At 43.6% G+C, this 19,751-nt stretch carries 34 protein-coding genes and 1 pseudogene; all 35 read left to right on the top strand.

Features of this window, described 5'->3' with window-relative positions:
• The first annotated feature begins 60 nt into the window (after positions 1 to 60).
• The 35 genes and pseudogenes from AE2B122_RS18170 to rplQ all read left to right on the top strand — a co-directional run bounded on the left by AE2B122_RS18170 (position 61) and on the right by rplQ (position 19,661).
• Complete coding sequence (locus AE2B122_RS18170; protein ID WP_095272830.1) at positions 61 to 312, top strand: 50S ribosomal protein L7ae-like protein; 252 nt, start codon at positions 61 to 63, stop codon at positions 310 to 312.
• Between the two features lie 109 nt (positions 313 to 421).
• Positions 422 to 835: a 30S ribosomal protein S12 gene (rpsL, locus tag AE2B122_RS18165; RefSeq protein WP_038565163.1), complete on the top strand. Its 414-nt coding sequence runs from the start codon at positions 422 to 424 to the stop codon at positions 833 to 835.
• Between the two features lie 41 nt (positions 836 to 876).
• Positions 877 to 1,347 carry a 30S ribosomal protein S7 gene (gene rpsG, locus AE2B122_RS18160; RefSeq protein WP_038565166.1) on the top strand — a complete coding sequence of 157 codons (471 nt, stop codon included), beginning with the start codon at positions 877 to 879 and terminating at the stop codon, positions 1,345 to 1,347.
• 39 nt (positions 1,348 to 1,386) lie between these two features.
• The gene (gene fusA / locus AE2B122_RS18155) at positions 1,387 to 3,465 is read left to right on the top strand and encodes an elongation factor G (RefSeq protein WP_095220649.1); all 2,079 of its coding nucleotides are present in this window, start codon (positions 1,387 to 1,389) and stop codon (positions 3,463 to 3,465) included.
• A 124-nt stretch (positions 3,466 to 3,589) separates the two neighbouring features.
• On the top strand, positions 3,590 to 4,780 hold the full coding sequence (tuf, locus tag AE2B122_RS18150) for an elongation factor Tu (RefSeq protein ID WP_038565169.1): 1,191 nt from the start codon (positions 3,590 to 3,592) through the stop codon (positions 4,778 to 4,780).
• Between the two features lie 362 nt (positions 4,781 to 5,142).
• Positions 5,143 to 5,451, top strand: a complete 309-nt coding sequence (gene rpsJ, locus AE2B122_RS18145; RefSeq protein WP_038565171.1) for a 30S ribosomal protein S10 — start codon at positions 5,143 to 5,145, stop codon at positions 5,449 to 5,451.
• A 27-nt stretch (positions 5,452 to 5,478) separates the two neighbouring features.
• The gene (rplC, locus tag AE2B122_RS18140; protein WP_095220650.1) at positions 5,479 to 6,108 is read left to right on the top strand and encodes a 50S ribosomal protein L3; all 630 of its coding nucleotides are present in this window, start codon (positions 5,479 to 5,481) and stop codon (positions 6,106 to 6,108) included.
• A gap of 26 nt (positions 6,109 to 6,134) precedes the next feature.
• A complete protein-coding gene (rplD, locus tag AE2B122_RS18135) occupies positions 6,135 to 6,758 on the top strand; it encodes a 50S ribosomal protein L4 (protein ID WP_175074960.1) in 624 nt (207 codons plus the stop codon).
• A complete protein-coding gene (rplW, locus tag AE2B122_RS18130; protein WP_038565180.1) occupies positions 6,758 to 7,048 on the top strand; it encodes a 50S ribosomal protein L23 in 291 nt (96 codons plus the stop codon). Before rplD ends, rplW begins: the two co-directional genes overlap by 1 nt.
• A 28-nt stretch (positions 7,049 to 7,076) precedes the next feature.
• Complete coding sequence (rplB, locus tag AE2B122_RS18125) at positions 7,077 to 7,907, top strand: 50S ribosomal protein L2 (protein WP_038565183.1); 831 nt, start codon at positions 7,077 to 7,079, stop codon at positions 7,905 to 7,907.
• A 57-nt stretch (positions 7,908 to 7,964) separates the two neighbouring features.
• Positions 7,965 to 8,243, top strand: a complete 279-nt coding sequence (gene rpsS / locus AE2B122_RS18120) for a 30S ribosomal protein S19 (protein WP_038565186.1) — start codon at positions 7,965 to 7,967, stop codon at positions 8,241 to 8,243.
• Positions 8,244 to 8,261: 18 nt separating this feature from the next.
• Entirely contained in the window at positions 8,262 to 8,603 is a 342-nt protein-coding gene (gene rplV, locus AE2B122_RS18115; protein WP_038565189.1) for a 50S ribosomal protein L22, read from the top strand.
• Between the two features lie 3 nt (positions 8,604 to 8,606).
• A pseudogene (rpsC, locus tag AE2B122_RS18110) lies at positions 8,607 to 9,273 on the top strand (30S ribosomal protein S3).
• Positions 9,267 to 9,701: a 50S ribosomal protein L16 gene (rplP, locus tag AE2B122_RS18105; protein ID WP_095220651.1), complete on the top strand. Its 435-nt coding sequence runs from the start codon at positions 9,267 to 9,269 to the stop codon at positions 9,699 to 9,701. Before rpsC ends, rplP begins: the two are co-directional and overlap by 7 nt.
• On the top strand, positions 9,691 to 9,891 hold the full coding sequence (gene rpmC / locus AE2B122_RS18100) for a 50S ribosomal protein L29 (protein ID WP_038565198.1): 201 nt from the start codon (positions 9,691 to 9,693) through the stop codon (positions 9,889 to 9,891). The genes rplP and rpmC overlap by 11 nt, the downstream gene beginning before the upstream one ends.
• Positions 9,892 to 9,913: 22 nt before the next feature.
• Positions 9,914 to 10,177 (top strand): 30S ribosomal protein S17, encoded by a 264-nt coding sequence (gene rpsQ, locus AE2B122_RS18095; protein ID WP_095220652.1) that lies wholly within the window; start codon positions 9,914 to 9,916, stop codon positions 10,175 to 10,177.
• A 43-nt stretch (positions 10,178 to 10,220) separates the two neighbouring features.
• Positions 10,221 to 10,589: a 50S ribosomal protein L14 gene (gene rplN, locus AE2B122_RS18090; RefSeq protein ID WP_038565204.1), complete on the top strand. Its 369-nt coding sequence runs from the start codon at positions 10,221 to 10,223 to the stop codon at positions 10,587 to 10,589.
• Between the two features lie 36 nt (positions 10,590 to 10,625).
• The gene (gene rplX, locus AE2B122_RS18085) at positions 10,626 to 10,937 is read left to right on the top strand and encodes a 50S ribosomal protein L24 (RefSeq protein ID WP_038565207.1); all 312 of its coding nucleotides are present in this window, start codon (positions 10,626 to 10,628) and stop codon (positions 10,935 to 10,937) included.
• 25 nt (positions 10,938 to 10,962) lie between these two features.
• Positions 10,963 to 11,502 carry a 50S ribosomal protein L5 gene (rplE, locus tag AE2B122_RS18080; RefSeq protein WP_038565210.1) on the top strand — a complete coding sequence of 180 codons (540 nt, stop codon included), beginning with the start codon at positions 10,963 to 10,965 and terminating at the stop codon, positions 11,500 to 11,502.
• Positions 11,503 to 11,523: 21 nt separating this feature from the next.
• A complete protein-coding gene (locus AE2B122_RS18075; protein ID WP_038565213.1) occupies positions 11,524 to 11,709 on the top strand; it encodes a type Z 30S ribosomal protein S14 in 186 nt (61 codons plus the stop codon).
• Between the two features lie 31 nt (positions 11,710 to 11,740).
• Complete coding sequence (rpsH, locus tag AE2B122_RS18070; RefSeq protein WP_038565217.1) at positions 11,741 to 12,139, top strand: 30S ribosomal protein S8; 399 nt, start codon at positions 11,741 to 11,743, stop codon at positions 12,137 to 12,139.
• A 29-nt stretch (positions 12,140 to 12,168) separates the two neighbouring features.
• Entirely contained in the window at positions 12,169 to 12,705 is a 537-nt protein-coding gene (gene rplF, locus AE2B122_RS18065; protein WP_095220653.1) for a 50S ribosomal protein L6, read from the top strand.
• 32 nt (positions 12,706 to 12,737) lie between these two features.
• A complete protein-coding gene (rplR, locus tag AE2B122_RS18060; RefSeq protein WP_038565223.1) occupies positions 12,738 to 13,100 on the top strand; it encodes a 50S ribosomal protein L18 in 363 nt (120 codons plus the stop codon).
• A gap of 21 nt (positions 13,101 to 13,121) precedes the next feature.
• Positions 13,122 to 13,625, top strand: coding sequence for a 30S ribosomal protein S5 (gene rpsE / locus AE2B122_RS18055; RefSeq protein WP_038565226.1), 504 nt, complete (start codon positions 13,122 to 13,124; stop codon positions 13,623 to 13,625).
• Between the two features lie 13 nt (positions 13,626 to 13,638).
• Positions 13,639 to 13,821, top strand: coding sequence for a 50S ribosomal protein L30 (rpmD, locus tag AE2B122_RS18050; RefSeq protein ID WP_095220654.1), 183 nt, complete (start codon positions 13,639 to 13,641; stop codon positions 13,819 to 13,821).
• A 30-nt stretch (positions 13,822 to 13,851) separates the two neighbouring features.
• Positions 13,852 to 14,292 (top strand): 50S ribosomal protein L15, encoded by a 441-nt coding sequence (gene rplO, locus AE2B122_RS18045; RefSeq protein WP_038565232.1) that lies wholly within the window; start codon positions 13,852 to 13,854, stop codon positions 14,290 to 14,292.
• Complete coding sequence (gene secY, locus AE2B122_RS18040) at positions 14,292 to 15,581, top strand: preprotein translocase subunit SecY (protein ID WP_038565234.1); 1,290 nt, start codon at positions 14,292 to 14,294, stop codon at positions 15,579 to 15,581. Before rplO ends, secY begins: the two co-directional genes overlap by 1 nt.
• 39 nt (positions 15,582 to 15,620) lie before the next feature.
• The gene (locus AE2B122_RS18035) at positions 15,621 to 16,271 is read left to right on the top strand and encodes an adenylate kinase (RefSeq protein WP_095220655.1); all 651 of its coding nucleotides are present in this window, start codon (positions 15,621 to 15,623) and stop codon (positions 16,269 to 16,271) included.
• A 383-nt stretch (positions 16,272 to 16,654) separates the two neighbouring features.
• A complete protein-coding gene (locus AE2B122_RS18030; protein ID WP_095220656.1) occupies positions 16,655 to 16,963 on the top strand; it encodes a KOW domain-containing RNA-binding protein in 309 nt (102 codons plus the stop codon).
• 4 nt (positions 16,964 to 16,967) lie between these two features.
• Entirely contained in the window at positions 16,968 to 17,186 is a 219-nt protein-coding gene (infA, locus tag AE2B122_RS18025; RefSeq protein ID WP_038565240.1) for a translation initiation factor IF-1, read from the top strand.
• Between the two features lie 35 nt (positions 17,187 to 17,221).
• Positions 17,222 to 17,335 (top strand): 50S ribosomal protein L36, encoded by a 114-nt coding sequence (gene rpmJ / locus AE2B122_RS18020; RefSeq protein ID WP_003156543.1) that lies wholly within the window; start codon positions 17,222 to 17,224, stop codon positions 17,333 to 17,335.
• Positions 17,336 to 17,357: 22 nt separating this feature from the next.
• The gene (rpsM, locus tag AE2B122_RS18015) at positions 17,358 to 17,723 is read left to right on the top strand and encodes a 30S ribosomal protein S13 (protein WP_038565245.1); all 366 of its coding nucleotides are present in this window, start codon (positions 17,358 to 17,360) and stop codon (positions 17,721 to 17,723) included.
• An 18-nt stretch (positions 17,724 to 17,741) separates the two neighbouring features.
• Entirely contained in the window at positions 17,742 to 18,131 is a 390-nt protein-coding gene (gene rpsK, locus AE2B122_RS18010) for a 30S ribosomal protein S11 (protein WP_038565248.1), read from the top strand.
• A gap of 185 nt (positions 18,132 to 18,316) precedes the next feature.
• Positions 18,317 to 19,261, top strand: coding sequence for a DNA-directed RNA polymerase subunit alpha (locus AE2B122_RS18005; RefSeq protein ID WP_038565251.1), 945 nt, complete (start codon positions 18,317 to 18,319; stop codon positions 19,259 to 19,261).
• A 46-nt stretch (positions 19,262 to 19,307) separates the two neighbouring features.
• Positions 19,308 to 19,661: a 50S ribosomal protein L17 gene (gene rplQ / locus AE2B122_RS18000; RefSeq protein WP_077304172.1), complete on the top strand. Its 354-nt coding sequence runs from the start codon at positions 19,308 to 19,310 to the stop codon at positions 19,659 to 19,661.
• Positions 19,662 to 19,751 lie beyond the last annotated feature (90 nt).

The raw sequence follows: 19,751 nt of genomic DNA, 5'->3' as shown, positions 1-19,751 counted from the left end.
AGAGTGATACTATAATCAAGGTGCTTCCGATTCTCCTTGTTTACTTTGGAGGATATGCATATGTCTTATGAAAAAGTAGCGCAAGCTAATACGGGAATCGTTATCGGAACCAAACAAACACTCAAGGCCATGAAGCAAGGCCAAGTGAACTCAGTTGTCATTGCAAATGACGCTGCCGAGCATATTACCAGCCAGGTAATAAAGTTGGCAGAAGAATTAGGCATACCAGCGATCCAAGTGGATTCTATGAAGCGCTTAGGTGAAGCTTGTGGCATAGATGTAGGGACAGCTACTGTGGCAATCAAAAGATAGTTTTGGCGAAGCTGATGCTAGCTCAGCTCGTGAAAGCTTTGTTTTTTGCCCGAAAATGAACCACCTGGATGTGTGGTATTACAAAAAAGCTTTGAAAGGAGGAAAAAACATGCCTACTATTAATCAATTAGTACGCAAAGGTCGCGTAAGCAAAACAAAGAAATCTGACTCTCCAGCATTGAACAGAGGGTACAACAGTTTCAAGAAATCATTGACTAACCAGTCTTCTCCACAAAAACGTGGTGTTTGTACTCGTGTTGGTACAATGACTCCGAAGAAACCAAACTCCGCATTGCGTAAATATGCACGTGTACGTTTGACAAACGGAATCGAGGTTACTGCCTACATTCCTGGTATCGGACACAACTTGCAAGAGCACAGTGTTGTTTTGATCCGCGGCGGACGTGTAAAAGATTTACCGGGTGTACGTTACCATATCGTACGTGGTGCGCTTGATACTTCAGGTGTTGACGGCCGCGCACAAGGTCGTTCTAAATATGGTACTAAACGCCCTAAAAAATAAGATCAACATAATATAACCATCATCAGAAAGGAGGAGAATATATGCCAAGAAAAGGTCCTGTAGCGAAACGTGACGTGTTGCCAGATCCGTTGTACAACTCTAAATTGGTAACTCGTTTGATCAACCAAATCATGGTTGACGGACAACGCGGTAAAGCTCAAAAGATTCTTTATGCAGCATTCGAACTAGTTAAAGAACGTAGTGGAAACGATCCAATGGAGGTTTTCGAAACATCCATGAAGAACGTTATGCCTGTACTTGAAGTACGCGCACGCCGTGTTGGTGGTTCCAACTACCAAGTACCAGTTGAAGTACGCCCAGAGCGTCGTCAAGCACTAGGTCTTCGTTACATTGTTAACTATTCCCGTCTACGCGGTGAAAAAACAATGGAAGAGCGTCTTGCTAACGAAATTCTTGATGCGTCTAACAACACAGGTGCTGCTGTTAAGAAACGTGAAGATATGCATAAAATGGCGGAAGCAAACAAAGCGTTTGCTCACTACCGCTGGTAAGATATATCTTAAATTCACTCTAGGAAGGAGAAAGACCGTATGGCTAGAGAGTTCTCCTTAGAAAATACGCGTAATATCGGTATCATGGCTCACATCGATGCTGGTAAAACAACTGCAACAGAGCGTATTTTATTCTATACAGGACGTATCCACAAAATTGGAGAAACTCATGAAGGTGCTTCTCAAATGGACTGGATGGAGCAGGAGCAAGAGCGTGGTATTACTATCACATCTGCTGCAACAACTGCTCAATGGAAAAACCACCGTATCAACATCATCGATACACCAGGACACGTAGACTTCACTGTTGAAGTTGAACGTTCCCTGCGCGTACTTGATGGAGCGGTAGCTGTGCTTGATGCACAGTCCGGTGTTGAGCCGCAAACAGAAACTGTTTGGCGTCAGGCTACAACTTACGGTGTACCACGTATCGTGTTCGTTAACAAAATGGATAAAACAGGTGCAGACTTCCTTTATTCAGTTAAGACGATGCATGAACGTCTGGGCGCTAACGCGCACCCAGTACAAATTCCAATCGGTGCGGAAGATGATTTCGAAGGAATCATCGACCTAATCACTGGGGAAGCTCATTTCTACCTTGATGATCTTGGACAAAAGTACGAGACTCGTGAGATCCCTGCAGATATGCAAGATCTTGTGGATGAGTACCGTACAAACCTTATCGAAGCAGTAGCGGAACAAGATGAAGATCTTATGGAACGCTACCTTGAAGGGGAAGAGATCTCTAACGAAGAGCTTAAACAAGCTGTTCGTAAAGCGACTCTAAGTGTTGAATTCTACCCAGTATTCTGTGGTTCAGCATTCAAAAACAAAGGTGTTCAGCTTTTAATCGACGGTGTTGTTGATTACTTGCCTGCACCAACTGACGTACCAGCTATCGAAGGTATCGTTCCTGGTACTGAAGATAAGATTGTACGTAAATCCAGCGACAGCGAACCATTCAGTGCACTTGCTTTCAAAGTTGCAACTGACCCATTCGTAGGTAAACTTACTTTCTTCCGTGTGTACTCTGGTACATTGGAAGCAGGTTCTTACGTGAAAAACTCTACGAAGGACAAGCGTGAGCGCGTAGGCCGTATCCTACAAATGCACGCAAACACTCGTGAAGAGATTTCCAAAGTTTACGCTGGTGATATCGCAGGAGCAGTTGGTTTGAAAGATACTTCGACTGGTGATACGCTATGTGATGAAAAATCACTAGTTATCCTTGAGTCTATGGTATTCCCAGAGCCAGTTATCTCTGTTGCGATCGAACCAAAAACAAAAGCGGACCAAGATAAAATGTCCGTTGCACTTGGTAAACTAGCTGAGGAAGATCCTACATTCAGAACTGAAACTAACCCAGAAACTGGTCAGACTATCATCTCCGGTATGGGTGAGCTTCACTTGGATATCATCGTTGACCGTATGCGTCGCGAATTCAAAGTAGAAGCTAACGTAGGTGCTCCACAGGTAGCATACCGCGAAACATTCCGTGCATCTGCTGAAGTCGAAGGTAAATTCGTACGTCAGTCCGGTGGTCGCGGTCAGTTCGGACACGTTTGGATCAAATTCGAGCCAAACGAAGAAGGCGCTGGTTTCGAGTTCGAAAATAAAATCGTTGGTGGTGTAGTTCCTCGTGAATACATCCCATCTGTTGAAGCTGGTATCAAAGAATCCATGCAAAACGGTGTATTGGCTGGTTATCCGCTAATCGACGTTAAAGCATCATTATTTGATGGAAGCTACCACGATGTCGATTCCAACGAGATGGCATTTAAAGTTGCTGCTTCAATGGCGCTTAAAAACGCTAAGAGCAAATGTAACCCTGTCATCTTGGAACCACTTGTAAAAGTGGAAGTTGTTATCCCAGAGGAATACATGGGAGACATCATGGGCGATATCACTTCCCGTCGCGGACGTGTTGAAGGTATGGATACACGCGGACCTGCTCAGGTAGTTAATGCATTTGTGCCACTTGCTGAAATGTTCGGTTACGCAACAGCGTTGCGTTCCAACACACAAGGCCGTGGAACTTACACAATGACATTCGACCACTATGAAGAAGTGCCGAAAAGCGTTGGAGAAGAAATTATCAAGAAAAACGCTGGACAATAATTGATTTTTGGACAGTAATCGAGTATAACTTGTATTGGAAGCGTGCGTGCACGCATGCTTCTGCAATACAAGAAACATACTATCTAATACATGAGATATTTCCATATTTAAGGAGGAATTACTAATGGGTAAAGAAAAATTCGACCGCTCCAAATCCCACGTTAACGTTGGTACAATCGGACACGTTGACCATGGTAAAACAACACTAACTGCAGCTATCACAACTGTACTTCACAAGAAATCAGGTTCTGGTCAAGCAATGGCTTACGACCAAATCGATGGTGCTCCAGAAGAAAGAGAACGTGGAATCACTATCTCAACTGCACACGTAGAGTACGAAACTGATACTCGTCACTATGCACACGTTGACTGCCCAGGACACGCTGACTATGTTAAAAACATGATCACTGGTGCTGCACAAATGGATGGAGCTATCCTAGTAGTATCTGCTGCTGATGGTCCAATGCCACAAACTCGTGAGCACATCCTTCTTTCTCGTAACGTAGGTGTTCCTGCGATCGTTGTATTCTTAAACAAATGCGACATGGTTGACGATGAAGAACTTCTTGAACTTGTTGAAATGGAAGTTCGCGATCTTCTAAGCGAATATGACTTCCCTGGTGACGATGTACCAGTTATCAAAGGTTCTGCTCTTAAAGCTCTTGAAGGTGACGCTGATTACGAAGCTAAAATCTTCGAACTTATGGACGCTGTTGATGAGTACATCCCAACTCCAGAACGCGACAAAGAAAAACCATTCATGATGCCAGTTGAGGATGTATTCTCTATCACTGGTCGTGGTACTGTAGCTACAGGCCGCGTTGAGCGTGGAGAAGTTAAAGTCGGTGACGAAGTTGATATCATCGGTCTTAACGAAGCTCCTAAGAAAACAATCGTTACTGGTGTAGAAATGTTCCGTAAACTTCTTGATTACGCTGAAGCTGGCGATAACATCGGTGCTCTACTTCGTGGTGTATCCCGTGATGATATCAGCCGTGGACAAGTACTTGCTAAACCAGGTACAATCACTCCACACACAAAGTTCAAAGCTGAAGTTTATGTTCTTTCTAAAGAAGAAGGTGGACGTCACACTCCATTCTTCACTAACTACCGCCCACAGTTCTACTTCCGTACAACTGACGTAACTGGCGTAGTTCACCTTCCAGAAGGTACTGAAATGATCATGCCTGGCGATAACACAGAGATGTCTGTTGAGCTTATCTCTCCAATCGCTATCGAAGATGGTACTCGCTTCTCTATCCGTGAGGGTGGACGTACTGTTGGATCAGGCGTTGTATCTGTTATCGAAGCGTAAGCTGATATAACAATATAGAAGAAACAGACAGCAGACGTGCTGTCTGTTTTTTTATATACTTAGACCCAAAGATTGGCAGCGCCAGTAAATTGTAAAAAAAGCCGAAATGACTTGAAAACAGCATAAAGCCTATGTATAATACATAAAGTGTCATCTTATGAAGGAATACAGACTTTTAAGCTGTAAAACTAGATAAGACTTGCATTGACCGCATTTTTTCTATATAATTATAATGTTGGTCATTTAAAGGCGATGATGCGGGAGGTTGTTGGCACACCAGGCCCCTTTGCCATGGCAGGGTGGTCAAGTTAATTTCCGCTGAGAATGTCCTAAAGAATAAGGGCGATAAAGGAGGGAAAATAATGGCAAAAGAGAAAATCAGAATCCGTCTAAAAGCATACGATCACAGAATCCTAGATCAGTCTGCAGAAAAAATCGTAGATACAGCGAAACGTTCTGGTGCTAACGTATCAGGTCCGATTCCGCTTCCTACAGAGAAATCTGTATACACAATTCTACGTGCGGTGCACAAATATAAAGACTCTCGTGAGCAGTTCGAAATGCGCACTCACAAACGTCTTATCGATATCGTTAGTCCTACACCGCAAACAGTTGATTCATTGATGAGACTTGACTTACCGTCCGGTGTGGACATCGAAATTAAACTATAATTTTACACAAAATAGGAGGTGTAACGGATGACGAAAGGAATCTTGGGACGCAAGATCGGCATGACACAGCTATTCACTGAAAGTGGTGAACTTCAAGCTGTAACAGTTATCCAAGCTGAACCAAACGTAATTCTTCAAAAGAAAACTGTTGAAACTGACGGTTACAACGCATTGCAACTAGGATTTGCTGATCAGAAAGCAAACAACGCAAACAAACCTGCTAAAGGCCATGCTGAGAAAGCAAACACAACACCTAAGCGCTACATTCGTGAAATCCGTGACGCTGCTCTTGACGAACACGAAGTTGGACAAGAGGTTAGCGTAGAGATTTTCGCAGCTGGAGAAACAGTAGATGTAACAGGTACTTCTAAAGGTAAAGGATTCCAGGGTGCAATCAAGCGCCACAACCAATCCCGCGGACCTATGTCACACGGTTCACGTTACCACAGAAGACCAGGTTCTATGGGTGTAATTGACCCTATGCGCGTTTTCAAAGGTAAAGCACTACCAGGACAAATGGGCGGAGAGCAAATCACTGTTCAGAACCTTGAGATCGTTAAAGTTGACGCTGAGCGCAACCTTATCCTTGTTAAAGGTAACGTACCTGGTGCGAAAAAATCTTACGTGAAAGTATCAGGTGCCGTAAAAGGTAACTAATTCACAATACGAAGGGAGGATATATCATGCCTAAAGTAGCACTATTCAACCAGAGCGGATCTCAAGTCGGAGAAATCGAATTGAACGATTCCGTTTTCGGTATCGAGCCACACACACACGTATTACACGAAGCAGTACTAATGCAACGTGCTTCTATGCGTCAAGGTACGCATAAAGTAAAAGGACGTTCTGAAGTACGAGGCGGTGGAAGAAAGCCATGGCGTCAAAAAGGTACTGGCCGCGCACGTCAAGGATCCATCCGTTCACCACAATGGGTTGGCGGTGGAACAGTTTTCGGACCGACTCCACGCAGCTACAGCTACAAACTACCTAAAAAAGTTCGTCGTCTAGCGCTTAAATCAGCACTATCTTCTAAAGTACAAGAAGAAAACATCTTAGTTCTAGAGAGCCTTGCATTCGATGCTCCTAAAACAAAAGATGTCGTTGCTATGCTTAATGCACTTAACGTTGATAAAAAGGTATTGATCGTTACTGCAGATAAAGACGAAACTGTTGTACGTTCTGCAAACAACCTTAAAAACGTAAAAGTATTGAAACAAAGCGAAGTTAACGTTCTTGACTTGCTTACGCATGATAAGCTGATCTTAACGAAAGAGGCAGCTGAAAAAGCAGGGGAGGTGCTTGCATAATGAGAGAACCACGTGATATTATTAAGCGCCCTGTAATTACGGAACATTCTTCTGACCTTATGGTTGATAAGAAGTACACGTTTGAAGTTGACAAACGTGCTAACAAGATCGAAATCAAACAAGCGGTTGAAGTAATCTTTGGTGTAAAAGTGGAACAAGTGAACACTCAAAACCTTAAAGGTAAATTCAAACGTCAAGGTCGTTACGGCGGATACCGCCCAGATCGTAAAAAAGCAGTAGTAACACTATCAGAAGACAGCAAAGAAATTGACTTCTTCGAAGGTGTTTAAGAAATAATAGAGAAGGAGGGAAACAACGATGGCGATTAAAAAGTATAAACCGATTACTAACGGACGTCGTAACATGTCTGTATCGGATTTTGCCGAAATTACAACTGACAAGCCTGAGAAATCATTGCTTGCACCGCTTCATAAACGTGGCGGACGTAACAACCAAGGTAAATTGACTGTACGTCACCAAGGTGGTGGACACAAACGTCAATACCGTATTATCGACTTCAAACGCGACAAAGATGGAATACCAGGACGCGTTGCTACAATCGAGTACGATCCAAACCGTACTGCGAACATCGCTCTAATTCACTATGTTGATGGTGAAAAACGCTACATCCTTGCTCCGAAAGGCTTGGAAGTAGGAACTGAGATCATTTCTGGTGAAGGTGCTGACTTCAAAGTGGGTAACGCTATGGAGCTTGCTACAATCCCAGTTGGTACGATCATCCACAACATCGAATTGAAACCTGGCCGCGGTGCTCAGCTAGCTCGTTCTGCTGGTGCACAAGCTCAAATCCTTGGCCGTGAAGGTAAATATGTTCTTGTAAGACTAACTTCTGGTGAAGTACGTCTAGTACTAGGTACTTGCCGTGCTACAGTAGGTCAGGTTGGTAACTTGGAACATGAACTAATCGTAATTGGTAAAGCAGGACGCTCTCGCTGGTTAGGCAAACGCCCAACAGTCCGCGGATCTGTAATGAACCCTAATGATCACCCACACGGTGGTGGTGAAGGACGCGCTCCAATCGGACGTAAATCACCAATGTCTCCTTGGGGTAAACCAACACTTGGTTACAAAACACGTAAACGTAATAAGCAGTCCGATAAATTTATCGTACGTAAGCGTAAAAAATAATGTGGTAGCAAGGCGGGGATTTTCACCCGTCTCGATATCGCAAAGGGAGGTTTATGTATGGGTCGCAGTTTGAAAAAAGGACCTTTCGCAGATGATCATTTGCTGAAGAAAGTCGACAAATTGAACGAAGATGACAAGAAACAAGTTATCAGAACTTGGTCCCGTCGTTCTACTATTTTCCCAACATTCGTTGGACACACAATCGCTGTGTACGATGGCCGTAAACACGTACCTGTTTATGTTACTGAAGATATGGTAGGTCATAAACTTGGTGAATTCGCGCCAACTCGCACGTACAGAGGTCACGCAGCGGACGACAAGAAAACAAAACGCTAAGAGGGGAGGCAATCCTAAATGCAAGCAAAAGCTATGGCAAAATCAGTTCGCATTGCTCCTCGTAAGGTCCGCTTAGTTGTTGATTTAATTCGAGGAAAAAATGTCGGAGAAGCTGTTGCGATTTTGCGTCACACTCAGCGTGGTGCATCATTGGCAGTAGAAAAAGTACTTCGTTCTGCAGTTGCTAACGCAGAGCACAACTATGAAATGGATACGGATAACCTTGTTATCTCTGAAGCATTCGTTAACGAAGGTGCTACATTGAAACGTTTCCGTCCACGCGCTCAAGGCCGCGCAAGCCAAATCAACAAACGTACTAGCCACATTACAGTGGTTGTTACAGAAAAGAAGGAGGGTTAAGCAGTGGGTCAAAAAGTACATCCGATAGGTCTTCGCGTCGGCGTCATCCGTGACTGGGAATCCAAGTGGTACGGTGGCAAAGATTACGCTGATTTACTACATGAAGATATCAGAATTCGTGATTATCTAGAACAACGTTTGAAAGATGCTGCACTTTCTAAAGTGGAGATCGAACGTGCTGCTAACCGTGTAAATATTTCTATTCACACTGGTAAACCTGGTATGGTAATCGGTAAAGGCGGTTCTGAAGTGGAAGCACTTCGTAAAGCATTGAACAGCCTGACTGGCAAACGTGTTCACATCAACATCGTTGAAGTGAAACGTGTAGATCTTGATGCTAAATTGGTAGCAGACAACATCGCTCGTCAACTTGAAAACCGTATCTCATTCCGTCGTGCACAGAAACAAACATTGCAACGTGCAATGCGTGCTGGTGCTAAAGGTATCCGTACACAAGTTTCCGGTCGTCTAGGCGGAGCAGATATCGCTCGTGCAGAATCTTACAGCGAAGGAACAGTTCCACTTCATACTCTACGTGCTGACATCGACTATGGCACAGCTGAAGCTGATACAACTTATGGTAAGCTTGGCGTTAAAGTATGGATCTATCGTGGCGAAGTCCTTCCAACTAAAAACAACCGATAAGGAAGGGGGAAAAGCATTATGTTAATGCCTAAACGCGTAAAATATCGTAGACAACACCGTGGTAAATTGAATGGCCGTGCTAAAGGCGGTACAGAAGTTGCATTTGGTGAATGGGGTCTACAAGCTGTTGATCCAGCTTGGATCACTAGCCGTCAAATCGAATCTGCTCGTATCGCTATGACTCGTTACATGAAACGTGGCGGTAAAGTATGGATCAAAATCTTCCCAGATAAGCCATACACTAAAAAACCTCTAGAAGTCCGAATGGGTTCCGGTAAAGGTTCTCCTGAAGGCTGGGTTGCTGTAACGAAACCTGGTAAGATCATGTTCGAAATTGCTGGAGTATCTGAAGAGGTGGCTCGCGAAGCATTGCGTCTTGCTTCTCACAAACTGCCAATTAGAACTAAGATTGTAAAACGTGAAGAAATTGGTGGTGAAATCAATGAAGGCTAATGAAATCAAAGAACTGACCACTGCCGAAATTGAACAAAAAGTTAAGTCTCTAAAAGAAGAACTTTTCAACCTGCGCTTCCAATTAGCTACTGGACAGCTTGAGAATACAGCACGTATTCGCACAGTCCGTAAGACAATTGCTCGCATGAAGACAGTTGTTCGTGAAAGAGAATTAAGCGTAAATAACTAAATTCCGAGAGGAGGTTCGCGACATGAGTGAACGTAACAATCGTAAAGTCTACGTTGGACGTGTTGTATCCGATAAAATGGATAAAACAATCACTGTTCTTGTTGAAACCTACAAAACTCACACGCTGTACGGCAAGCGCGTTAAGTATTCTAAAAAACTAAAAGCGCATGATGAAAACGGTACAGCAAAAACTGGTGACTTGGTTCGTATAATGGAAACTCGTCCTTTATCTGCAACGAAACGTTTCCGTTTGGTTGAAGTAGTAGAAGAAGCAGTAATTATCTAATTTAAGATCGCTCGGAAGGATTCCGAAGGGAGGTAACACTCGTATGATTCAACAAGAGACTCGTTTGAAAGTCGCTGATAACTCTGGTGCTCGTGAAGTCCTAACAATTAAAGTGCTAGGCGGATCTGGTCGTAAAACAGCTAACATTGGTGACGTAATCGTTTGTACGGTGAAACAAGCAACACCTGGTGGCGTTGTCAAAAAAGGTGAAGTTGTTAAAGCTGTAATCGTACGTACGAAAAGCGGTGTTCGTCGTAAAGATGGTTCTTACATCAAATTCGACGAAAACGCAGCTGTTATCGTAAGAGATGACAAGAGCCCAAGAGGAACTCGTATCTTCGGACCAGTTGCACGTGAATTGCGTGATGCTAAGTTCATGAAGATCGTTTCCCTTGCTCCTGAAGTATTGTAAAAACTCTTAATGCCTTGTTAAGGAGGTGCAGTACACATGCATGTTAAAAAAGGTGACAAAGTTAAAGTAATCACTGGTAAAGATCGTGGTAAAGAAGGTACCATCCTTGAAGCTTATCCGAAGAAAGACCGTGTTCTTGTCGAAGGAATAAACATCGTCAAAAAACACGCGAAACCTTCTCAGGATAACCCGCAGGGCGGAATCCTTGAAATCGAAGCAGCGATTCACGTTTCTAACGTAATGCTGATCGATCCTAAAACTGGAGAGCCAACTCGCGTAGGCTACGAAGTGAAAGACGGCAAAAAAGTCCGTATCGCTAAGAAATCCGGTCAAGCTATCGATAAATAATTTCTTCTGAAAGGAGGGCTACTCGATGAATGAATTGAAACAAAGATATCAAGGCGAGATTTCTCCATCTCTAATGGAAAAATTCAGCTATAAATCTGTAATGCAAGTACCAAAGATCGAAAAGATCGTTATTAATATGGGTGTCGGTGACGCCGTTCAAAACTCTAAAGCACTTGATTCTGCAGTAGAGGAATTGTCTTTGCTTGCTGGTCAGCAGCCAATCATCACGAAAGCTAAGAAATCTATCGCAGGTTTCCGTCTTCGTGAAGGTATGCCAATCGGAGCGAAAGTTACATTGCGCGGAGAGCGTATGTACGAATTCCTTCAAAAACTAGTCGCAGTTTCCCTTCCACGTGTACGTGACTTCCGTGGTATCTCAAACAAAGCGTTTGATGGTCGTGGTAACTATACACTAGGTGTTAAAGAACAGTTAATCTTCCCAGAAATCAATTACGATAAAGTAAGCAAAGTACGTGGAATGGACATCGTTATCGTAACTACAGCCAACACTGACGAAGAAGCTCGTGAGCTACTTACTCAGCTAGGCATGCCTTTCCAAAAATAAAGGTAAAAAGGAGGGAATATTGTGGCTAAAAAATCTATGATCGTGAAACAACAACGCCCACAGAAATTTAAAGTACAAGAGTACACACGCTGCGAACGTTGCGGACGTCCACACTCTGTACTACGTAAATTCAAGCTATGCCGTATTTGTTTCCGCGAACTAGCCTATAAAGGTCAAATTCCTGGCGTTAAAAAAGCAAGCTGGTAATCCCCTAAATCAGGGAAGGAGGTAATGATTAATGGTTATGACAGATCCTATCGCAGATATGCTAACTCGTATTCGTAATGCAAACACTGTTCGTCATGAAAAACTGGAGCTTCCTGCTTCTAAGTTGAAAAAGGATGTTGCTGATATCCTTAAACGTGAAGGCTTTATTCGTGATTACGAATTCGTAGAAGATGACAAACAAGGTGTTCTACGCATCTTTTTGAAATATGGTAAAAACGACGAGCGTGTTATCACTGGTATTAAACGTATCAGTAAACCTGGTCTTCGTGTTTACGCGAAATCTACTGAAATTCCACGTGTCCTTAACGGACTTGGTATCGCAGTTGTTTCAACTTCTAAAGGCGTATTGTCTGATAAAGAAGCACGTGAGCAAGCTGTCGGCGGCGAAGTGCTAGCATACGTTTGGTAATTCCCAACAATTAGTAAGGAGGTGCACATATGTCCCGCGTAGGTAAAAAGATTCTTGAAATCCCTGCAGGCGTTGAATTCAAAAATGAAAACAACACTGTGACTGTAAAAGGTCCTAAAGGTGAATTGACTCGTACATTCCACCAAGATATGGTGATCAAAGTTGAAGAGAACGTTCTTACTGTTGAACGCCCAACTGACAGCAAGGAACACCGTGCTCTTCACGGAACTACTCGTTCTATCCTTGGAAACATGGTACAAGGCGTACACGCTGGTTATGAGAAAGCTCTTGAAATCATCGGTGTAGGTTATCGTGCTACTAAACAAGGCAACAAAGTCGTGGTCAACGCTGGTTATTCACATCCAGTTGAAGTTGAACACCGTGATGGTATTGAAATCGAAGTTCCTTCTAACACTCGTGTAGTTGTTAAAGGTATCGATAAGGAAGCTGTTGGCGCAGTAGCTGCTAACATCCGTGCAATCCGTCCTCCAGAGCCTTATAAAGGTAAAGGAATCCGTTACGAAGGCGAATTCGTACGTCGTAAAGAAGGTAAAACAGCGAAATAAGGTTTTCGTTAAACCAGAAAGGAGTGACCTGAATGATTACAAAAGTTGCAAAAAACGAATCGCGTAAGAGAAGACATAATCGTGTTCGTAAAAGCATTTCAGGAACATCTGAGCGTCCTCGTTTGAACGTTTTCCGTTCTAACAAGCACATTTACGCACAGTTGATCGATGATACAACTGGTAAAACACTTGCAAGTGCTTCTACTAAGGATGCTAGCCTTAGCCTAGAATCTACAAGCAATGTTGAAGCAGCTCAAAAGGTCGGAGAAGCAGTTGCTAACCGTGCGAAAGAAGCTGGCGTAACAACAATCGTATTTGACCGTGGAGGCTACCTTTACCACGGACGTGTTAAAGCATTGGCTGAAGCAGCTCGTGAAGCTGGTCTTAAATTCTAATCTAAAAAGGAGGGACACAACTTGCGTACAACAATTGACCCGAACAAACTTGATCTTGAAGAACGCGTAGTAACGGTTAACCGTGTTGCTAAAGTAGTAAAAGGTGGTCGTCGTTTCCGTTTCGCTGCTCTTGTAGTAGTAGGCGACAAAAACGGCCATGTAGGTTTCGGTACTGGTAAAGCACAAGAAGTACCAGAAGCGATCCGTAAAGCTATTGAAGACGCGAAGAAAAATCTAATTACTATACCTATCGTTGGTACAACTATTCCACATGAAATCATCGGTGAATTCGGCGCCGGCAACATCTTGATGAAGCCAGCAGCAGAAGGTACTGGAGTTATCGCCGGTGGACCTGTACGTGCGGTACTTGAGCTTGGTGGTATCGGAGACATCCTTTCTAAATCACTTGGTTCTAACACTCCAATCAACATGGTTCGTGCAACACTTAACGGACTTAGCAGATTGAAACGTGCAGAAGAAGTTGCGAAACTTCGTGGAAAGTCTGTAGAAGAACTGTTAGGATAAGGAGGGAAAGCACATGGCTAACAAATTAGAAATCACCCTCACGCGCAGTACGATCGGAAGACTAGAAAAACAGCGCAAAACTGTTGCTGCTCTAGGCCTTAGAAAGATCCGTCAGTCAGTTGTTTTGGAAGACAATCCAACTGTTCGCGGCATGATCAACAGAGTTTCTCATCTAGTATCAGTTAAAGAAGTATAATGATTTAAATGTAAAAGAGGAGGTGCCATTATGAAACTTCATGAATTGAAGTCAGCAGAAGGAACACGTAAAACTCGCAATCGTGTAGGTCGCGGTATGTCTTCAGGTAACGGTAAAACATCCGGCCGTGGACATAAAGGACAAAATGCACGCTCTGGCGGCGGTGTACGTCTAGGTTTCGAAGGTGGCCAAATGCCACTATTCCAACGTCTTCCTAAACGTGGATTCACAAACATCCACCGTACTGAGTACTCAATTGTTAACCTTGAAACCCTTAACCGTTTTGAAGAGGGTACAGAGGTAACTCCAGAGCTTCTACTTGAAAGCGGAGTTGTTAGCAAATTGAGAGCCGGTATTAAAGTTCTAGGAAACGGAAACATCGAAAAGAAACTTACTGTTAAAGCTCACAAGTTCTCAGCTTCTGCTAAAGAAGCCATTGAGGCAGCGGGCGGTCAAACAGAGGTGATCTAATGTTTCGTACAATCTCCAATTTTATGCGTGTAAAAGATATACGAAATAAAATCATCTTTACATTGCTAATGCTGATCATTTTCAGACTCGGTACGTTCATTCCTGTTCCATTTACCGATCGTTCCGCGATCGACTTTATGAATCAGCAGAACGTATTCGGATTTCTGAATACTTTTGGCGGCGGTGCATTGCAGAACTTCTCCATCCTTGCGATGGGTATCATGCCTTACATCACTGCCTCGATCATCATGCAGCTTCTGCAAATGGATGTCATCCCGACATTCAGTGAGTGGAAAAAGCAAGGAGAGATGGGACGTCGTAAGTTGGCACAAGTGACTCGTTATGCCACTATCGTGCTAGCGTTAATTCAGGCGGTAGGTATGTCCATCGGATTCAATCAGTTATCCGGCGGTATGCTCATTTCCGATCCAAGTTTTTATAAGTTCGCTGTCATTACAATCGTATTGACTGCAGGAACAGCATTCTTGATGTGGTTAGGAGAACAGATCACAGCTCATGGTGTAGGTAATGGTATCTCCATTATTATCTTCGCCGGTATCGCTGCTGCAATTCCAAATGGTTTAAACCAGCTTTGGGAGCAGTACTTCAGCAATCCTGGTGATGATTTATTCCTAAATGTCGTGATCGTTGCAATTATCGCTATCGTGATCATTGCCGTAATTGTTGGTGTGATTTATATCACGCAAGCACTTCGTAAAATTCCAATCCAGTATTCGAAGCGTACCACTAGTCGCTCACAAGTAGGCGGTCAGTCCACCCACTTGCCGATTAAAGTAAACGCTGCTGGAGTAATCCCTGTAATTTTCGCAGTTTCCTTTATCTATGCTCCGCGTACTATCGCGAGTTTCTTTGAAGGAAATGTAGCAACTACGATCGAGAACGTATTCGATTATACGCAACCAATTGGGATGGTAATCTATGTAGTCCTGATTCTTGCATTTAGTTATTTCTATACATTTGTTCAGGTCAACCCGGAACAAATGGCAGAGAACTTAAACAAGCAAGGTGGCTACATCCCGGGTATTCGCCCAGGGAAAAGCACGGAAACGTACCTCACCAGTGTGATGTATCGTTTAACCTTCGTTGGGTCTCTCTTCTTGGCTGCTGTAGCTGTATTGCCTATTATCTTAGGCTCTATTGCCAACTTGCCGACTTCTGTCCAAATCGGAGGAACGAGCCTGCTGATCGTGGTAGGGGTAGCGTTGCAGACGATGAAACAGCTAGAAAGCCAGTTAGTGAAGCGTCATTACCGAGGCTTCATGAAATAGAGAACAGTCTACAAACAGACGAGAGCGAGGGGAATTTCGTTGAATTTAATTCTTATGGGTCTGCCGGGTGCCGGTAAAGGTACACAGGCAGAGAAGATTGTAGATAAATATAGCATCCCTCATATCTCAACAGGAGATATGTTCCGAGCTGCAATAAAAGAAGGAACGGAGCTTGGCCGTGAAGCGAAAGCTTACATGGACCAGGGTAAACTAGTTCCGGATGAAGTAACGATTGGTATAGTCCGAGACCGTTTAGGTAAGGATGACACCAACAACGGATTTTTACTTGACGGTTTTCCTCGTACGCTTGCTCAGGCAGAAGCGCTTGACGTATTGCTGGACGATTTGAATGCTAATGTAGATTACGTCTTACATGTAGAGGTTCCTCAGGAGAATTTGGTGGAGCGTTTATCTGGCAGATGGGTTTGTCCGACATGCGGCACTACGTATCATACCGTCTATAACCCTCCGAAAGAAGAAGGGGTATGTGACAAGGATGGTACTGCGCTGATCCAGCGAGACGACGATAAGCCGGAAACGGTGAAAAAACGTTTGGAAGTCAATATCGAGCAGCAGAAACCGATATTGGACTTCTACAACGATAAGGGCTATCTTGTAACAGTGAACGGTGACCAAGCAATCGATCAGGTCTTCCACGACATCGATCAGCGCTTGAATAATCTTCGCTGATACAGGTGTGCAAGCTATACTCTTTTAGTACGGGTGGAATTGCTCTTTAGGCTCGAGATAGCGTAAGGATGCATTCTATCCCTTGATAGAGTATAATAGACCTCGTGGTAGAGTTGAAACGATTTGCGACTCGCAATTCGTTCAAGCTTCCATCATCGGAACCGTGCCTTACTGATATCCTGACGCTAATTGACAAGGCTGAATATGAACAATCATGAAACAAATTGTGACTCAATTTGTGGACTTAATATAGATTCCCTAACATGCAGCTTTTCTAACCTGGACTTTCAGACAGAAAAGTGGTAGAATATGCTCCTTGTTTGCAGCATAGAATGCTAACTTACGCACAGCTTCGAAAAAAGCTATGATGAAGGTGATCATGTTTGAGCGAAACGGATACAAGTCCACGGATTGGTCAGGTTGTTCGTATCGCACATGGGCGAGAAGCAGGTCAGCTTGCGATTGTCATTCGAAAAATTGACAGTCGTTTTGTGTTGCTTGCTGACGGAGAGAAACGAAAGTATGATTCACCGAAGCGCAAAGCTTTGCGTCATGTGGATCCACTGCCGTATGTATCACCGGAAGTCCGCCGCAGCCTTCTAGAAGCTGGTCGCGTAACCAATGGTAAACTGCGATTTGCGATATCTACTTATGTCAATCATACCGTGAAGAGATTTGAAGAAGGGAGATAGACCGATGGCGAAAGATGATGCAATTGAAGTAGAAGGAACTGTCACCGATACATTGCCTAATGCGCAATTTAAGGTGGAGTTAGAGAATGGCCACACCGTTTTAGCACATGTTTCCGGTAAAATTCGTATGCACTTTATTCGAATTCTTCCTGGAGATAAAGTAACGGTAGAGCTTTCCCCTTATGACTTAACTAAAGGACGTATTACGTACCGTTATAAATAATTTGACTAGCTCCGATACTAAAGGAGGAATAGATGATGAAGGTAAGACCATCTGTAAAGCCGATTTGCGAAAAATGTAAAGTCATTCGTCGTAAAGGCAAAGTAATGGTAATCTGTGAAAATCCTAAGCATAAGCAAAAACAAGGATAATACAAGGAGGTGCACGTAGCTAATGGCACGTATAGCAGGTATTGATATTCCGCGTGACAAACGCGTTGTTATTTCCCTAACATACATCTATGGAATTGGAAAAAACACAGCGCAAAAGGTACTAAAAGAAGCTGGCGTTTCTGAAGATACACGTGTTCGTGATCTTACAGAAGACGAACTATCCAGAATTCGTCAAACAATTGACAGCTACACTACTGAAGGGGATCTTCGCCGTGAAGTATCTCTTAACATCAAGCGTCTAATTGAAATCGGTTCTTATCGTGGTCTTCGCCACCGTCGTGGATTGCCGGTTCGTGGTCAGAAAACGAAGAACAACTCTCGTACTCGTAAAGGCCCACGCCGTACAATCGCTAACAAGAAAAAATAAGTAAGGAGGTAAACAAACATGGCTCGTAAACAACAAACTCGTAAACGTCGTGTGAAAAAGAATATCGAGACTGGTATTGCTCACATCCGTTCTACTTTCAACAACACAATCGTTACGATTACTGATGTACAAGGTAACGTAATCAGCTGGAGCAGCTCAGGTTCCCTTGGTTTCAGAGGTTCCCGTAAATCTACTCCATTCGCTTCACAGATGGCTGCTGAAGCTGCTGCTAAAGTTGCTGTAGAAAACGGCATGAAGACTTTGGAAGTAACAGTTAAAGGCCCTGGTGCTGGTCGTGAAGCTGCGATCCGTTCACTTCAGGCTGCAGGTATTGAAGTGACAGCGATCCGTGACGTCACTCCAGTTCCACATAACGGCTGCCGTCCGCCTAAACGTCGTCGCGTATAAGTTTTTCCTACTTGCTGTATAGAATTTGTATCCCTGTCTATAATGGGTTATGATAGCTTAAAAGCGATCAGGTCATACAGTAAGGAACGTATCGTCAAGATGCAGAAACGGGAACCGCAATATGGGGAATTTCGGTTAGGAGCAATTCTAACCGGGGTTTCGACGTTTTAAAGGAGGGCTTTATAATGATCGAAATTGAAAAACCAAAGATTGAAACGGTTGAGATCAGCGATGATGCTACATTTGGAAAGTTCGTTGTAGAACCGCTTGAGCGTGGATATGGTACTACACTAGGAAACTCCTTGCGTCGTATCCTATTATCCTCACTTCCTGGCGCTGCTGTAACTTCCATTCAAATTGATGGCGTGCTCCATGAATTCTCTACGATTGAAGGCGTAGTAGAAGACGTGACAACCATCATTTTGAACTTGAAAAAACTGGCTCTTAAAATCTACTCTGATGAAGAAAAAACATTAGAGATCGATGTACAAGGTGAAGGGAAAGTAACTGCTGCTGACATCACTTTCGATAGCGATGTAGAAGTACTGAATCCGGATCTTCATATTGCAACTTTGGGCAAGAATGCTCATTTGCACATGAAGCTTACGGCAGAACGCGGCCGCGGCTACCGTCCAGCTGATCAGAATAACCATGAAGATCAGCCGATTGGTGTCATTCCAATTGACTCCATCTTTACGCCAGTTTCAAAAGTGACGTATCAAGTGGAAAATACGCGTGTTGGCCAGTTGGCTAACTTCGACAAGCTGACGTTGGATGTATTCACTGACGGCAGTATCCGACCTGAAGAGGCAGTTTCTCTTGGTGCAAAGATCTATACGGAGCATTTGAATATCTTCGTAGGTCTTACTGATGAAGCGCAAAATGCCGAAATCATGGTTGAAAAAGAAGAAGACCAAAAAGAGAAAGTTCTTGAGATGACAATTGAAGAATTGGACTTGTCTGTTCGTTCTTACAACTGTCTGAAACGTGCTGGTATCAACACGGTACAAGAACTTGCTAATAAATCTGAAGAAGACATGATGAAAGTGCGTAACCTAGGACGTAAATCATTAGAAGAAGTTAAAAAGAAACTAATCGATTTAGGACTTGGTCTTCGTAAAGAAGACTGATCCCGCCTAGCGGAGCATTTGACACCAGGAAAGGGAGGGATAACCTATGGCTAGAAAGTTAGGACGTACTACGGATGCTCGTATGGCGCTTTTGCGTAACCTTGCGACTGATCTTATCGTTCACGAAAGATTGGAAACAACGGAGGCGAAAGCTAAGGAGCTTCGTTCTGTAGTAGAAAAAATGATCACTCTTGGCAAACGTGGAGATCTTCACGCTCGTCGTCAAGCTGCTTCTTTCTTGTACGGTACGAAAGCGGACGAGAACCAAGATGCAGTACAAAAACTATTCAGCGATATCGCCGGACGTTATGAAGAACGTCAAGGAGGTTACACACGCGTGTTGAAACTTGGACAGCGTCGTGGTGACGGTGCCGCTATGGCAATCATTGAACTAGTATAATGTAATAACAAGGGCAGGAAAATCTCTACCACGAGGTGTATTCCGGCCCTTTTTCTTTTGCAGACAAAGCAAGCGCCAACATTAGCGCTT

This window comes from Terribacillus sp. AE2B 122, from assembly GCF_902497585.1.
GTDB lineage: Bacteria > Bacillota > Bacilli > Bacillales > Amphibacillaceae > Terribacillus > Terribacillus saccharophilus_A.
This window is presented reverse-complemented; position numbering and strand designations above follow the sequence as displayed.

Coding starts and splice junctions, on each gene's coding strand:
- rplD (WP_175074960.1), top strand. CDS start 6,135: ATGCCTAAAGTAGCACTATTCAACCAGAGCGGATCTCAAGTCGGAGAA.
- rplE (WP_038565210.1), top strand. CDS start 10,963: ATGAATGAATTGAAACAAAGATATCAAGGCGAGATTTCTCCATCTCTA.
- rplW (WP_038565180.1), top strand. CDS start 6,758: ATGAGAGAACCACGTGATATTATTAAGCGCCCTGTAATTACGGAACAT.
- rplQ (WP_077304172.1), top strand. CDS start 19,308: ATGGCTAGAAAGTTAGGACGTACTACGGATGCTCGTATGGCGCTTTTG.
- rpsG (WP_038565166.1), top strand. CDS start 877: ATGCCAAGAAAAGGTCCTGTAGCGAAACGTGACGTGTTGCCAGATCCG.
- rplV (WP_038565189.1), top strand. CDS start 8,262: ATGCAAGCAAAAGCTATGGCAAAATCAGTTCGCATTGCTCCTCGTAAG.
- AE2B122_RS18005 (WP_038565251.1), top strand. CDS start 18,317: ATGATCGAAATTGAAAAACCAAAGATTGAAACGGTTGAGATCAGCGAT.
- rplC (WP_095220650.1), top strand. CDS start 5,479: ATGACGAAAGGAATCTTGGGACGCAAGATCGGCATGACACAGCTATTC.
- rpmC (WP_038565198.1), top strand. CDS start 9,691: ATGAAGGCTAATGAAATCAAAGAACTGACCACTGCCGAAATTGAACAA.
- infA (WP_038565240.1), top strand. CDS start 16,968: ATGGCGAAAGATGATGCAATTGAAGTAGAAGGAACTGTCACCGATACA.
- rpsJ (WP_038565171.1), top strand. CDS start 5,143: ATGGCAAAAGAGAAAATCAGAATCCGTCTAAAAGCATACGATCACAGA.
- rplR (WP_038565223.1), top strand. CDS start 12,738: ATGATTACAAAAGTTGCAAAAAACGAATCGCGTAAGAGAAGACATAAT.
- rpsK (WP_038565248.1), top strand. CDS start 17,742: ATGGCTCGTAAACAACAAACTCGTAAACGTCGTGTGAAAAAGAATATC.
- AE2B122_RS18170 (WP_095272830.1), top strand. CDS start 61: ATGTCTTATGAAAAAGTAGCGCAAGCTAATACGGGAATCGTTATCGGA.
- rpmD (WP_095220654.1), top strand. CDS start 13,639: ATGGCTAACAAATTAGAAATCACCCTCACGCGCAGTACGATCGGAAGA.
- rpsM (WP_038565245.1), top strand. CDS start 17,358: ATGGCACGTATAGCAGGTATTGATATTCCGCGTGACAAACGCGTTGTT.
- secY (WP_038565234.1), top strand. CDS start 14,292: ATGTTTCGTACAATCTCCAATTTTATGCGTGTAAAAGATATACGAAAT.
- rpmJ (WP_003156543.1), top strand. CDS start 17,222: ATGAAGGTAAGACCATCTGTAAAGCCGATTTGCGAAAAATGTAAAGTC.
- tuf (WP_038565169.1), top strand. CDS start 3,590: ATGGGTAAAGAAAAATTCGACCGCTCCAAATCCCACGTTAACGTTGGT.
- fusA (WP_095220649.1), top strand. CDS start 1,387: ATGGCTAGAGAGTTCTCCTTAGAAAATACGCGTAATATCGGTATCATG.
- rplX (WP_038565207.1), top strand. CDS start 10,626: ATGCATGTTAAAAAAGGTGACAAAGTTAAAGTAATCACTGGTAAAGAT.
- rplP (WP_095220651.1), top strand. CDS start 9,267: ATGTTAATGCCTAAACGCGTAAAATATCGTAGACAACACCGTGGTAAA.
- rpsQ (WP_095220652.1), top strand. CDS start 9,914: ATGAGTGAACGTAACAATCGTAAAGTCTACGTTGGACGTGTTGTATCC.
- rpsL (WP_038565163.1), top strand. CDS start 422: ATGCCTACTATTAATCAATTAGTACGCAAAGGTCGCGTAAGCAAAACA.
- rpsH (WP_038565217.1), top strand. CDS start 11,741: ATGGTTATGACAGATCCTATCGCAGATATGCTAACTCGTATTCGTAAT.
- rplN (WP_038565204.1), top strand. CDS start 10,221: ATGATTCAACAAGAGACTCGTTTGAAAGTCGCTGATAACTCTGGTGCT.
- rpsS (WP_038565186.1), top strand. CDS start 7,965: ATGGGTCGCAGTTTGAAAAAAGGACCTTTCGCAGATGATCATTTGCTG.
- rplB (WP_038565183.1), top strand. CDS start 7,077: ATGGCGATTAAAAAGTATAAACCGATTACTAACGGACGTCGTAACATG.
- rplO (WP_038565232.1), top strand. CDS start 13,852: ATGAAACTTCATGAATTGAAGTCAGCAGAAGGAACACGTAAAACTCGC.
- rplF (WP_095220653.1), top strand. CDS start 12,169: ATGTCCCGCGTAGGTAAAAAGATTCTTGAAATCCCTGCAGGCGTTGAA.